This window comes from Corallincola platygyrae, from assembly GCF_039544265.1.
Classification (GTDB): domain Bacteria; phylum Pseudomonadota; class Gammaproteobacteria; order Enterobacterales; family Neiellaceae; genus Corallincola; species Corallincola platygyrae.
Genome location: NZ_BAABLI010000008.1, coordinates 557,725 through 571,732, shown reverse-complemented (window position 1 = coordinate 571,732; position 14,008 = coordinate 557,725). Strand labels below are relative to the sequence as shown.

The window sequence follows — 14,008 nt, the reverse complement described above, 5'->3', positions numbered from 1 at the left end:
GATGGTCGAGCTAGATCTTCTTCGGCTTCATATCGTCCAATGTTAGTTCGCCACTGTTTTCGAACGGCACCTTAACGGACAAGCCCAGGCTGGTATGAAGGTATCCTGTCACTTCATAACTCAGCGCCTTGTCCTGCTCATTGATAAACTTGAGCAATACTCCAGCACCCTTAAACATATTGGTAGTCAGATAGAGACTGACTTTCTCTTCACTCAGCGGTTCGATCACCACACTGGAAGCGCCTACCCCCGTGGCTACCTCTTTGCCTTCAACTTCCAGCACCAGATCAATACCATTAATGGGAAGAGCCTGATTGTTTGGGTTTTGCACGTTTAGAACAACTAAGAAGCGCTGCTCAAACAGGTCTCCCCCCAAACTCTTAATGCTGGCCAAGCTAACCCGCGGACTCTCCAGTGAAAAACTGGCACAGCCAGATAGCAATAGTACAAACAGCCAACTGTAGCGAAGAACATTCATATCGAAAATCCATTCAGTCTTCGAGACTGCACCAATAGCAGTCACTCTCTAACTCCTTCCGTCAACCGAGTCTACTATCAGCGGCCAGTAAAAGCTTCTGACAATTACGCGCAGTTGAGTCATTAAGCTCACATTTTTGATTCACCGACTCTTATTCGAAGACAGCTGGAGTAAACTGGTTTAAACATGAATAGACGCTAATAAAAATCTATGTCTCTCAGACAGTTTTCCACCGCTGCATTTTGCTTGTTCATAATCTCTGTTGCCTGCTTTGCGGACGAATCAGGAGGAACTGCCTCCGACAATGAGAATAAATCGGATTCAGTCAAACCCAGGCAGACGCTCCTCCCTATCGTTCGTATTGAGCCAAAATACCCAACACGCGCAGCCAGAGAGGGCATTGAAGGATATGTGGTACTCAAGATTGTCGTCGATGAAACCGGCAGTACGAAACATGTCGACGTTATCGAATCCTCCCCAGAAGCAATATTTGATAAAGCTGCCAGAAAAGCCGTGATGAAGTGGAAATGGAAACCTGCAATCGTAAATGGCAAAGCCGAAGAGCAATCCACCAGCGTCAAACTCACTTTTGAGTTGGCCGGGTAATTTCCCTTTTTACTAAAGCAACACGACATTAGCAAAGAAGTTAATTCACGACGCTACAACGACTGTTTATTGACCTGATACCAACGGTTATGGAATACTCCGCCGCCCTTGGGTTCTCTCACCCCAATCAACAAAAAGACACAGGTCATTTTATGCAGTTTTTACAGCTCACCGAGGCGCAGCGCCGCGGTGTTTTTATTCTGGCAATGTTCCATATTGTCACCATTACCGCCAGCAACTATCTGGTGCAGCTACCGTTCACCATCTTTGGTTTTCATACCACCTGGGGGGCGTTCACATTCCCATTTATCTTCCTTGCAACGGATCTGACCGTCAGGTTAGTGGGTGCGACACGGGCACGACTGGTGGTCTTTCTCGCCATGTTCCCGGCCCTGATCGCCAGCTACCTGATCTCCGTGTTGTTTTTTGAAGGCTCATATCAAGGCGCAGCAGGCCTGTATGAATGGAATGGATTTGTCGCCCGTATCGCCCTGGCCAGCTTCCTGGCATTTGCGGTAGGACAACTGCTGGATATCTTGGTATTCAACCGACTGCGCCAACTCAAAACCTGGTGGATAGCGCCCGCTGGCTCAAGCATCTTTGGAAACGGTATTGATACCCTGCTGTTTTTCTCGGTTGCCTTTTACGCCAGCTCCGATGCCTTTATGGCTGAACACTGGCTGGAGATAGCCTGGGTCGATTACGGTTTTAAACTGATAGTGAACCTGGCGCTGTTTGTGCCGCTGTATGGCGTACTACTGAACTACCTACAGCGACGATTTTTCGCTTTGCAGCCAGCATGCTAATTCAGCCTGTCAGCAACTTGATGGCTTGCCATTGCAGCTAGCACCAAACAAACATAAAAAACCGAAGCGCTACGCTTCGGTTTTTTATTTCACTGATAATCAAGCTTCAAACGACAAACCTAGCCCAGCCAGTTTTTCAGCCCTCGATTGAATAGAAACAGCCATAGAAGACACATCTTTAGCCTGCTCCAGGTTGTCCTCAGAGGAATCCTTAATGCCAGTGATGCAGCGGTTGATTTCCGCCGAAGCAGCACTTTGCTCTTCTGCTGCGGTGGCGATCTGAATGGCGGCGTCTTTTACCACCATCATCACATCAGAAAGCTCATCAATGCGCGTTACCGTCTCTCCCGTCAGAGTGACACTTTTATTGGCTGCTGATTCTCCTTTATGCATGCTGCGACTCATCAAGTTAAAAGACGCCATCACATCATCCATCGTACTTTGTATCACCTCGGTCGCTTGGTGTGTTCTTTGACTTAATGCCCTCACCTCATCAGCCACCACGGCAAAACCACGGCCGTTTTCACCAGCTCTGGCGGCCTCAATTGCGGCATTAAGTGCCAGAAGATTAGTTTGCTCCGCAATACCCTGAATCTCCAGCATCACCTCATGGATCTGCTGCACCTTATGCTCTACTACCTCCGCGCTGGACGAAGATTTTTTCACTTCTGAAGCAAGCTCGGATATCTGAGTAGAGTTCTGTCCGATGCTCGACTTCAGCTTTTGGCACAACAGATTTGCCCGCTCAACTTGATCAGACGTACGTACCGAACTGGTAGCGACCTCATTGATGGTTGCCACCATCTCTTCGACGGCTGCAGCAATACTTTCCAAGGCTAAATTCTGCTGCCTTGCACCTTCGTTAATCGTCTGCGCCGATGACTCAAGGTGATTGACCGCAAACAACAGCCCTTTACCACTGTCAGAGGCCCGCCCCAGAATAGTTCTCACCCTCCCCTGCTCCATTCTCAGGTGAAACTCCGAGGCGTTACTGGGGTCAGAGCAGTACACATAACGGGAAACACTGTCATAAAGCTGCTTAAGATGTTGGTTGAACTGGACCTTGGTAACAAGTTCACCATAAAAAACAGCCAGTACAAGAATCGGGAACAGACAGCTAATTAAGGGATGAACCAGATAAGACCCGGTACACACTGCCGCCGATAGTACTAACAAAAGCAAAAGTTTTATCCGGCTATCAAACTGAAAGGCGGCAAACCTGCCGGGATGAAAACCTACATTGATTTTGGCGTACAGTACCTCTGCCTTTTGCCTTTCAGACTGCCCAAGGTTACGTCGTACCGATTGATACCCTATCAGTTCACCCTGCTCATAGATGGGGGTAACAAAGGCGTCAACCCAGTAATAGCGCCCGTCTTTACAGCGGTTCTTAACCGCACCACGCCAGGCCTTTCCTTGTTTAAGATGAGCCCACAGGTCGGCGAATGCCGCTTTAGGCATATCAGGGTGTCGAACAAAGTTATGGTTTTTCCCCACCAACTCTTCGGCGGTATACCCTGCAATGCTGCAGAATTCAGGATTTGCGTATTGAATGACGCCGCGTTTGTCAGTGGTCGACACCAACTCAGCACCTGAGGGGACTTCTACTTCCTGATCTATAAGGGGTTGATGTTTGCGCATAGCCACTGCCTCCTTGCAAGATAGGTCTCACTCTGGAGTTTAGAAGCTCCACATATGGCCGCCGCTCAACTCGGCAATGACACGCAAATAAACACCTGCCCTTTGACCTGTATCAAGCTCTCGCAGCTGCCCGTAAATCGCCCATCTCGAAACGAATCAGCAAACACAAAAAAACGAAGCGCTCAGCTTCGGTCAATGGCTTTGTCCATACTCAGAAAAAGTAACTCTTACTCAGCGTTACTCTCCTTCGCGAGCAGGTAATCCAAGCCACCCGTCACCGCTGCGACTTGTGCCTGAACACAGTTTTCATCATCCACTTGTGGACTATCTGGATACACTTCCGTGGTGGTGACAAAAGGCGCTTTAGAAAACCCGCCACACAGGCCCAGTTTAGTTTTGGCGTAATTGATAACGCCTTTTTGCTCTAACGGTGCGCCAATGATCATGCCGTTCTCATCAGGCGGCGCGATATGGGTGACTTTCTCAACCGCTTCAATGATTGCTTTCTGAAACGCTGGCACCGGCTTCTCTGTATCACCCACCAGGTAGAACCCATCGGGGATATTCCAGTTGTCCTGGGTGATGCCATCTCTCGCGGCTCGAGCAGGACGAAACTCAGAGTTATCTGTATCAGTTGTCTCATGAAGATCAAAGTGGGCGTAGATATCCACAGCCAGTGACTCTATGTACGCCATCAACTGCGCCGCTTCTGGCGAAGGCGAATCGGCGGTGAATGAACGGTTGGGATCGACCGCATCAGGATTCCAGCGGTTAATGGTTTCATAACCCCAGGGGCTGACACAGGGGGCAATCAGGATATTGAAATCTTGCTGGTACTTTTCAATCTCGGTTTGCGCAAAACGGAGCGCGCCTTGTACCCCACTGGTCTCATAGCCATGCACACCACCGGTAATCAGTACCACAGGCTTGTCTGACTGCCACACGCGGCTTTTGATAACAAACAAGGGGTAGGCGTCGGCCTTCTTGTGTTCGGCATAAGAAGGCTCAATTTTATGTGGTAAGGCTCCGTACTTAATCAGTTCACAGCTCTCACCAAGCTTGGTTAACTTTGCCAGCACCTCAGCCTGATAGGAGCGCTTCACACGCTGCGCCTGCAGCCACTGGGCCTTTTCTACTGCTCCCCAGGCTTCGCCCGGTGTACCGATCGGATAATGGGATGTTTGTTCTGTCATAGGACACCTCTGCTAAGGCGTCACAGAGTAGATAGGTAAGTTGTATTGTGCAATCTGAGAGGCGAAAAACGCCTGCGCCCTAGTGGAAGGCCTACGAACCAAGGTTTCTGTTTTGTATTTCACAATCAAAAAACCAAGAGGAGAAGGCGTGATGTAACACATTGATACTTAGAAGTGCAGAGCTCTATAGTGGACTGGATAATCGAAGATAGAGTGCTGCGGGCCAGACAGATTTCAGGTTAAAACGCTGTAAGGTTTCAATGATGGACTTAGAACACAACGACAAGAAATACTATGCGTATTCTTTAGGTTTCATGGAACAATTCGCCAAGAATGTTCAAGAAGTAGTTACGCAAAATGTCCAATTGCCTCCTGAACAGGAACAAGAAATGGTGCACAGCATTGTCTTTGTACTGCTAACAATGCTTGATGGCAGCGCTCACGGAGGTAATTCTGGTAATGAGCTTTTATACCCAGTTCTTGGTTTTTACCAAGAGACTGAAGAGTCAATTTTGCACACCGAAGATGGCTCAAGTATGCATGAGTACTTCTATGAGGTATTTGATCGCTTATATGAATAACATGAAGAGTAATTAAGTGTTTTTTACAAACCTCTAGCCGCGTTCTAAACGAGTTGTCCATACCATGACCAAATTCAAACTCTCTAGCATCACCTTACTTGCATTGCTGGTTACAGGCTGTCCAGCATTGATGTATGGACACTTAAAAAACAGTAGCCAATCTGATTTGGTGGTGATTCCTCCAAATGTCCCTGAAAACCCTTGGATAATTGACTCTGGTGAAACAGTAAGGATTGTCTGGCATCAGGAGTGCATCATTATTCGTGATGGTATGGAAACAAAGTACTTTTTGAGTTGGCCATTACCTGAAAACACCGTTACATCGGGGGTATTCAGTTCAAGCATCAATGCAGTGTACTCAAATGGCTCTTTGTATATTGAAACAAAGGATGGAGCGCTAGTGCAAACCAAGGAAACCAGTAGTTGTGCCCAGTAATGCAACACAACTGACTACCCCTCGCTTCCTAGAGCATGAGTGAAGTGGTGCTCTCGCTTCTTCTTATTTTCTCAATCTGCATACTCCATACAGGGGTTAGTTTTGAAATACTGTTGCGCCTGCAAAAAAATAAGGAAAATTCTGGCTTAGGGTTGGTGTTTAGAGTGCTGACATGGTTGCTTGGAATGCTGACAATCGCAGCACCACTTTTGCTCGGAAGGCTCTTTCTTGAGCAGGTAGGGGGTGGACTATTCAAAGTCATTTACATCTTGTACGTCTTAGCCTTCTTGCTATACCTCTTTTGCAGGTACTTCAAAAAGCAGGCTTTCATACCCACAAAGAATCCAAACCAAGCTGTTCAGAAGAAATAGGTTCTCAGAAACACTACGCTTTCGAGCGACGCACCTACAGCAAACGCTCCATGGACATTTCAGTATCACGCCGTATTATTCTAGTTTTTCAGCCTCGGCCTTCGATAATGAGACTCTCCTTTTTCGCTATTTTCTCTCTGCTCTCAACTCTTCTCTCTTCTGCTTACGCTGCAACCGGCGCCCCAGAGGAGCAGCAGGCGCAGTTTCTCAAAAGCTTTAACCAACATGTGAAAGCGTTGCTTTCCGAAAGAAGTATTCCCGGTGGTGCGTATGCCATTATCAAAGATGACCAAGTGGTTGTCGTGAAGACCTTTGGCCACCTGGATATGAAGTCCAAAAAGCCAGTGACACCTGATACCGTATTCCGCTTGGCCTCAGTTTCAAAACCCTTTGCGGCTACCATCACTACTATGCTGGCCCATGAAAAGCGGTTAGATCTTGATGCGCCTATCACCCAATATGTACCGGATTTTCACCTTGCAACACCCGGTGCGGCCGAAAAAATCAAAGTAAGACATGTGCTGAGCCACACCACAGGCCTGGTACCCAACGCCTATGACAACCTGCTGCATGAAAGGTGGAGCATGGAGAAGGTTATTCGGCGCTTTGAACAGGTTGAACCGTTGTGCCAGCCGGAAAAGTGTTATGGTTATCAGAACATTGCCTATGGCTTCTTAGAGCCTGCGATCGAACAAAGCCAACCTCAAAGCTATGAAACCTTACTTGAACAGCGCCTGTTTAAGCCTCTGGGAATGGATAACGCGTCAGTAGGGCTGAAACAGTTTAGCCAAGCTGAAAACCGCGCTAAGCCCCATGTGCTGATTAACAAAAAGAATACCGGCAAAAAAGATGCGAATGGCAAGGCGATTAAGGCTTACGTGTGGCGCACCGTGAAAGTCACCCCGGATTATTACAAGGTGCCTACCGCCGCAGGGATCAATGCCAGTATCACTGACCTGAGCAAATGGTTAATCGCCAACCTTGGCTACTCACCAGAGGTGCTAACACCTGCTTTAATCGCTGATATGACAGAACCTCGTATCCGCACACGTAAAGACTTAAAACGTAGACATTGGCGCACCTATTTAAAGGATGCGCACTACGGTTACGGCTGGCGCATCTACCAGCTCAAAGACTACCCAGTTGTATATCATTCTGGCTGGGTACAGGGGTTCCGGGCCGATATCGGCTACTCACCGACACTCGGTGTGGGGTTTGCGGTACTGATTAACGCCGAATCAAATGCGATCAGCGAGATCTCCGCAGAGTTCTGGTCACAAGCGTATAAATTAACGGATGAAGCCCCCGCAAAGACTTAGCGGTTGGAGACTAAAAACAGCGACTCAACCGCTCTAACAAACAAGACAGTCCCAACTCCCAGGGAACTTTTAACGCATTGCTATGCCTATTTAACGGAGAGGAAGCCCCTTAACTACATGGAGTAGCAATGAAAACTATCATCTCTTTTTGGAAGAACAATCGACTGTTTTTCTTCTTTGTCATGCTCATGTGTGTTTTTCGTAGCGCCGTAGCCGACTGGTATACCGTACCGACAGGATCTATGCAGCCAACCATTGAAGTAGGTGATCGCATAACGGTGAATAAGATGGCATACGATATACGCCTTCCCTTTAGTGACATTTCTCTGCTTCAACTTGATGAACCGGTAAGGGGAGATATCGTTGTATTCGAATCAGAACAAGCATCTAACCGACTGATAAAGCGAGTGATTGGTCTTCCCGGTGATCAGGTCTCTATGCGAAACAATAACCTCTATGTAAATGGGCGCTCTCTGAACTACCAGCTAGAAAAGCGCACAGAAAGAGAAGTACTCTTAACCGAACAGCTCGGTGAAAACACCCACCAAATACGCCTCGACACCCAAGTGAATACACCATTGAAAAACTTCAGTACGGTGACCGTGCCGGAGGATTACTTCTTGGTGCTAGGAGATAACCGCAACAATAGCGCCGATTCACGTGTTATCGGCTTTGTGCCCCGCCACGAACTCAGAGGCAAGGCCGGTTATGTCGCGTTTTCGCTCGATTATGACGACCATTACCTTCCCAGAAAAAAGCGATTTCTTACCAATCTATATGAGCAGCCCTGATTTAGTTGGGCGAGATACCTCTCTCGCCCGCATTCAGCTTACATGATCAAGTGGCAGCGACAGATATTCGGCTAACACCCAGCACACAAAAAACCGAAGCACTCATCTTTGCTTTCTTCATCTCCTCGGATTCCCCCATTCACTCTGCTACTCTTTTCGTCTTTCCTGACGATCGCTCGCAACCAACAATAAACACGTCAACGACCGCAGCTATTGGGAACACGGATATTTCATGAAGCGATATTGGCAAACTCCAAAAGCCGGCGCCATTAGCGACTTAAAGTTACAGCAAGCCCCGCTGGCTGCACTCGCCTCCGATAAAATCAGCGTGGAAGTTAAAGCAATTGGACTTAACTTCGCTGATATCTTTGCGCTCACGGGTTTGTATAGCGCCACACCTAAAGGGGCTTTTACACCCGGATTAGAGTTCTCTGGCGTGATATCGGCATTAGGCAGCGAACATATCTCGCCTTTTAAAGTGGGCGATCGCGTTATGGGCGTCACCCGCTTCGGCGGCTACTGCGACACCATAGATATAGCGCCAGATTATCTGGTGCCACTACCGAGCGATTGGCGTCATGAACAAGGTGCCGCCTATCTGGTGCAAACCCTGACCGCCTGGTATGGCTTAACCGAACTCGGAAACCTTAAACCTGAACAAACGGTATTGATTCACAGCGCGGCTGGTGGAGTTGGTCTACAAGCAATGAAACTTGTGAAAGCCTTAGGTGGAACACCTGTAGGCACTGTAAGTTCGGAACAGAAACAGGCGTTTCTCAACACCCAAGGCTTCGATGACGTGATCGTTCGCCAAGGATCGTTCGGCAAACAACTGAAACAAGCAGAACGCACATTTGACTTGGTGCTAGACGCCATCGGCGGCGAAGTGCAAACCGCCAGCTTCAACCATTTATCACCCATGGGCCGCCTGGTGGTGTTTGGTGCGGCTGAGTTTACCCCAGGCAAAAATCGACCTAACTACCTGAAAGCAGTCTGGCGATATCTGAAGCGCCCCAAGTACGACATTATGCCGATGATCAGCGACAACAAATCCGTAATGGCATTTAACCTGATCTGGCTTTGGGAGCAGAAAACACTGCTCAAAGAGCAACTCGCGGCCATGCAGAAAGTCCACATTGCCCCACCCCATGTCGGCCATACCTTTGCATTTGAAGATGCGCTGAATGCCATTGAATGCCTGCGCAGCGGAAAGAGTCTGGGGAAAGTGGTGTTAGTCGTGAAAAAGTAACACCAGAACCTGATACTCAGCTATTTTCGGCAATAAAAAAAACCGAAGAGCTGAGCTTCGGCTTTTTTTATTGATGCTAGTGTCATGGCGTTGCAGCTAAAAAAAGCCTCCGCCTGAGATTAAAAACCTAGGGCGCTTTCTCCAGATATAGAGACAAGTGCTGCCCCCACCGGCTGTAAACGTCAGAGAAATCATCTGAGTTGATATCTAATACCGCATGACCTGCAAGATATAGTTGATTTTGCTGAGTTGAACACTCGCCTAACGATCCCGCCAGTATCGAGTAAGAACCATTAGCAATATCAAACTCTTCCTCAACCGAACGAACTTGCTCAGAGGCACAAGATTCCTCTTCGGTTAGAACGGGCACCATACGCAAGTCATTCAGAGGTGACCCAGACGTCCAATCGATATGTAAGTCATCTGCGAGCGAGTCATAAGCATTGACGATGGATTCATCATAGCTAATTTGAACATGCTCAGGAATCACTGCCGAAGCATAGTAATCTGCGCCATTTATCTGCAGCATGACTTCCAGCAACTTCTCTTGCACCGTAGTGGTTTCAAGCACTAACGTGTACATGGTCCCTGATACGTCTGGCAAAAAAGCGGGTATCATGCCTTCGTCAACTTCTGTTACGTAATCGTATAAGTCGTATTCAACACCATCGATGGCAATGATAAATTGGCCAGGTTGGTCCAACTGGAGATCATAGAGAGAAGTTTCATACTGGGTGCTTTCTTCATTCTCCATATCGACACCCAACTGAATTTGTAGCGTGTCGGCCAACAGATCTGGTTTAGCACCTCGATGAGCTTCCCAGGCAACTAACAGATCAATCTGAATGGGTGATAAAGCAGATACCTCGGAGACTTGCACAGTAGACGCATACGGGGACTTCCCAAAGTTCTCTAAAAAACCATCAGACGAACCTGAGCCACAAGCAGTCAATACAACAGCAGACGAAATGATTAGGGTACTAAACTTAGTGAACATTAGCCTTCCTTGATGATTAGTTCAGTTTGACGAAAACTATCACTAACGTATCCCAATTTTCGTGATTTCAATCTATTTTCAATAAGTTAATGTCAAGCTGCTGCCATAGCGAAATGGATACAGAGACTACTGATAAGATTTACAGCAATAAAAAAACCGAAGCACTGGGCTTCGGTTTTTTTAGCTCTTTAAGCGTGGTTTAAGCGTTTAGCCGCACTTAGAGTCACCGCAGTTCAAGCAGGTCATGCAGCCATCCATCTTGATAACGGCTTTTTGATGACACTTGTTACACAGCACGGCTTCCGGTGGGAACGAGGTGCTACCTTCGGCGTCTGACGTCTTAGCTGCAGTTTCGTGGGCTTTGCGCTTCTCTTCGATCAACGCTTTTTGACGCGCGTCCATCTCGCCACCACCCAGCAGGCCGATTCGCTGCATATGACGTTCAACCACCTGACCGATCTCAGCCACCATAGATGGCATGTAAACACCGGTGCCCGGCTGGAAGTAACCGCCTTTCGGGTCGAACACTGCTTTTAGCTCTTCTACCAGGAAAGTCGCGTCACCACCTTTGCGGAACACCGCTGACATTACACGTGTCAGGGCGACAACCCAGGAGTAGTTCTCCATATTCTTCGAGTTGATAAAGATTTCGAACGGGCGCTGATGTTCGTGATCCGTACCTTCGTTGAGCAGGATGTCGTTAATGGTGATATAGAACGCGTGCTCAGATACCGGCGGCTTGATCTTATAGGTGCTGCCGATCAGCATCTCAGGGCGATCAATCTTCTCGTGCAGTGTCACAACGTTATCCGTTTGCTCCTGCGCCTGTTCTTGAGCGGGTGCAGCCTGCTCTTTCGGCTGCTCCTGGTCGCTACATACTTTGTAGCCAACGATTTTCTTATCAATCTTGATAGTCATCTTTTTCTCCAGTGTAGTCGACGTCGCTTAAAACTTGCCGTAGTAGCCTTCTTTCAAGGCATCAAACAAGTTGGCGGCAGTATGCACTTCACCGTCGTATTCAATCTCTTCGTTACCCTTGAGTTTGACTGTAGAGCCATCGTCCAGGGCAAATTCATATTCGGTATTTTCCAGGTCGGTCTCTTTCACCAGTACGCCCTGGAACGCTTCCGGGTTAAAGCGGAACGTCGTACAGCCTTTCAGGCCTTTCTCGTGAGCATACAGGTACAGATCCTTAAACTCGTCGTAAGGAATATCTGTCGGTACGTTAACTGTCTTAGAAATTGAGCTGTCGACCCACTTCTGTGCCGCCGCCTGAATATCTACGTGCTGCGGAGGTGTTACGTGATCCGTGGTGACAAAGTAATCTGGCAGTGAGTCACCGTCCGGCTCGGCATTGTTGTCGATCCACTCGCGATAAGCCAGCAGTTCATAGCTGTATACCGCTACAGGCTCTTTGGTCTTCTTACCTTCGCGAATCACGTTACGGATGTACTTGTGGCTGAATGAAGGCTCAATACCGTTAGATACGTTGTTAGCGATCGACAGTGAGATCGTACCGGTTGGTGCGATTGAGCTGTGGTGAGTAAAGCGTGCGCCCTTCTCTGCCAGCTGTTCAACCAACTCCGGGTCGATATCGGCGATCTGCTGCATGTAGCGGCTGTAACGTGCGTGCAGTACTTTACCCGCCAGCTTGTCACCCACCTTGATGCCGTCCTCACGCATTTCAGGGCGGTTCACCAGCATATCTTCAGTGACAGTGAACTCCTGGTCCATGATTGGTGCCGCACCTTTCTCTTCGGTCAGGCGCAGCGCTTCACGCCAGCCTTCCAGTGCCATTTCACGGGCCACTTCTTCAGTGAACTGAACGGATTCAGCATCGCCGTACTTCATGCCCAGCATGGTCAGGGTTGAGCCCAGACCCAGGAAGCCCATACCGTGACGACGCTTGTTCATGATCTCGTCACGCTGCTTGCCGAGAGGCAGGCCGTTGATCTCAACCACGTTGTCCAGCATGCGGGTAAATACCGCAACCGTTTCACGGTACTTTTCAAAATCGAAAGACGCTTTGTCTGTGAATGGGTCAACCACGAACTTAGTCAGGTTCACAGAGCCCAGCAGGCAGGCGCCGTATGGAGGCAGTGGCTGCTCACCACAAGGGTTGGTTGCACGAATAGTTTCGCAGAACCAGTTGTTGTTCATCTCGTTAACTTTGTCGATCAGGATGAAACCTGGCTCGGCATAGTCATAGGTAGAACTCATGATCACGTCCCACAGGCGCTGGGCGCGAATGGTGTTGAAGATGCGGCAACAAACATCACCGGCGTCATTCAGCACATATTCCTGCTCACGTGCGTAGTTGATATCGAATGGGCAAGGACGCCAAACCACCTGCTCTGGGTTATTAACATCCAGCTCGTCGGTATCAATTTCAACTTGTGTCAGTGGGAATGACAGAGGCCAGTCAGCATCCGCTTTCACCGCTTCAATGAAGTCAGCCGTGATCAGCAATGACAGGTTGAACTGGCGCAGACGACCGTCTTCACGCTTGGCGCGAACAAAGTCCATCACGTCGGGATGAGAAACGTCGAAGGTACCCATCTGTGCACCGCGGCGACCGCCCGCAGAGCTTACGGTGAAACACATCTTGTCAAAGATATCCATAAAGCTCAGAGGACCTGAGGTGTATGCACCGGCACCTGATACGTATGCGCCTTTAGGACGCAGCGTAGAGAATTCGTAACCGATACCACAACCCGCTTTCAAGGTCAGACCCGCTTCATGAACCTTGTTCAGGATCCCATCCATTGAGTCCTTAACGATACCGGATACGGTACAGTTAATGGTCGATGTTGCAGGCTTGTATGCCTCAGCACCGGCATTAGACGTAATACGGCCAGCTGGGATAGCGCCATTGCGCAGTGCCCAAAGGAATTTTTCATACCACTCGTTCTGCAATTCAGGCGTTTTCTCTACCGACGCAGTTGCTTTGGCAACACGACGGAAGGTGTCGTCCAGATCTTTATCCAGAGCAACGCCCTGCTTGTCTTTCAGACGATACTTCTTGTCCCAGATATCGTAAGACGCAGGTTGCAGAGCTAATTGAACATCCGCGTTTTCTTGTTGTTTTGCGGTTGCAGTGGCGCGGGCCATACCGTATTCCCCTCTATGGATGACTTATTCACAGGCTATACACAAGATTCCCACTGGAAACACAACATCTAGTGCTCCAGCAATTCGAAAAGTATATATCTAGTGGTTGGGAATTACAGTATTGACTTTCGTCTGTTGTGGACGAAAACAGGGCCTATTTTGGGGGTAGCCCTTTGGCAATGCGGAGTTGCTAAAAAAAATAAATTTTAGAAAATGTGAGATTACACACGAAACCCACAATGGTGTGACCAAGAAAGCATAAAAACACTACATCTAGTGGGTGTTAGTCTGCATGGCTACCAACAGAAAGTAAAACTCTTTTTAAATCAATGACCCATTCTTAGAGAGCTTTGACTTGGTTTATATCAACTCAATCTCAGTAGGGAGTTGCAGGTATCTGAATTTGCTTCAAAATGCTCTTTAGCATAC

The 14,008-nt window shown here is 48.3% G+C and carries 13 protein-coding genes; 7 read left to right on the top strand and 6 right to left on the bottom strand.

All coding sequences use genetic code 11. The features are described from left to right. Positions 1-10: 10 nt before the first annotated feature. The gene (locus ABEA14_RS07960; RefSeq protein WP_345339381.1) at positions 11-523 is read right to left on the bottom strand and encodes an LEA/WHy family protein; all 513 of its coding nucleotides are present in this window, start codon (positions 521-523) and stop codon (positions 11-13) included. A 201-nt stretch (positions 524-724) separates the two neighbouring features. Here ABEA14_RS07960 and ABEA14_RS07955 point away from each other — a divergent pair, with 201 nt between their 5' ends. Both ABEA14_RS07955 and ABEA14_RS07950 read left to right on the top strand, forming a co-directional pair. Continuing rightward, positions 725-1,084, top strand: a complete 360-nt coding sequence (locus ABEA14_RS07955; protein ID WP_345339380.1) for an energy transducer TonB — start codon at positions 725-727, stop codon at positions 1,082-1,084. Between the two features lie 152 nt (positions 1,085-1,236). Next, positions 1,237-1,890, top strand: a complete 654-nt coding sequence (locus tag ABEA14_RS07950) for a 7-cyano-7-deazaguanine/7-aminomethyl-7-deazaguanine transporter (RefSeq protein ID WP_345339379.1) — start codon at positions 1,237-1,239, stop codon at positions 1,888-1,890. A gap of 99 nt (positions 1,891-1,989) precedes the next feature. Here ABEA14_RS07950 and ABEA14_RS07945 read toward each other — a convergent pair whose 3' ends face one another. Both ABEA14_RS07945 and ABEA14_RS07940 read right to left on the bottom strand, forming a co-directional pair. Continuing rightward, the gene (locus ABEA14_RS07945; RefSeq protein WP_345339378.1) at positions 1,990-3,531 is read right to left on the bottom strand and encodes a methyl-accepting chemotaxis protein; all 1,542 of its coding nucleotides are present in this window, start codon (positions 3,529-3,531) and stop codon (positions 1,990-1,992) included. 227 nt (positions 3,532-3,758) lie between these two features. Further along, entirely contained in the window at positions 3,759-4,724 is a 966-nt protein-coding gene (locus tag ABEA14_RS07940; protein ID WP_345339377.1) for a M14 family metallopeptidase, read from the bottom strand. Positions 4,725-4,987: 263 nt separating this feature from the next. On the opposite strand from ABEA14_RS07940, the gene ABEA14_RS07935 reads away from it, so the two are divergent. From ABEA14_RS07935 to ABEA14_RS07915, 5 genes are all read left to right on the top strand, one after another. Continuing rightward, positions 4,988-5,305, top strand: coding sequence for a hypothetical protein (locus ABEA14_RS07935; RefSeq protein ID WP_345339376.1), 318 nt, complete (start codon positions 4,988-4,990; stop codon positions 5,303-5,305). Positions 5,306-5,369: 64 nt separating this feature from the next. Further along, positions 5,370-5,741, top strand: a complete 372-nt coding sequence (locus ABEA14_RS07930) for a hypothetical protein (protein ID WP_345339375.1) — start codon at positions 5,370-5,372, stop codon at positions 5,739-5,741. A gap of 478 nt (positions 5,742-6,219) precedes the next feature. Beyond that, positions 6,220-7,431, top strand: coding sequence for a serine hydrolase domain-containing protein (locus ABEA14_RS07925; RefSeq protein WP_345339374.1), 1,212 nt, complete (start codon positions 6,220-6,222; stop codon positions 7,429-7,431). A gap of 128 nt (positions 7,432-7,559) precedes the next feature. Continuing rightward, positions 7,560-8,222: a signal peptidase I gene (gene lepB, locus ABEA14_RS07920; RefSeq protein ID WP_345339372.1), complete on the top strand. Its 663-nt coding sequence runs from the start codon at positions 7,560-7,562 to the stop codon at positions 8,220-8,222. 232 nt (positions 8,223-8,454) lie between these two features. After that, positions 8,455-9,471, top strand: a complete 1,017-nt coding sequence (locus tag ABEA14_RS07915) for a zinc-binding dehydrogenase (RefSeq protein WP_345339371.1) — start codon at positions 8,455-8,457, stop codon at positions 9,469-9,471. A 127-nt stretch (positions 9,472-9,598) separates the two neighbouring features. On the opposite strand, the gene ABEA14_RS07910 is transcribed toward ABEA14_RS07915, so the two are convergent. The 3 genes from ABEA14_RS07910 to ABEA14_RS07900 form a co-directional block, all read right to left on the bottom strand. Then, on the bottom strand, positions 9,599-10,468 hold the full coding sequence (locus tag ABEA14_RS07910; RefSeq protein WP_345339370.1) for a hypothetical protein: 870 nt from the start codon (positions 10,466-10,468) through the stop codon (positions 9,599-9,601). A 207-nt stretch (positions 10,469-10,675) separates the two neighbouring features. Next, positions 10,676-11,386: a TSCPD domain-containing protein gene (locus tag ABEA14_RS07905; protein WP_345339369.1), complete on the bottom strand. Its 711-nt coding sequence runs from the start codon at positions 11,384-11,386 to the stop codon at positions 10,676-10,678. 27 nt (positions 11,387-11,413) lie between these two features. Continuing rightward, entirely contained in the window at positions 11,414-13,579 is a 2,166-nt protein-coding gene (locus ABEA14_RS07900) for an adenosylcobalamin-dependent ribonucleoside-diphosphate reductase (protein WP_345339368.1), read from the bottom strand. Positions 13,580-14,008 lie beyond the last annotated feature (429 nt).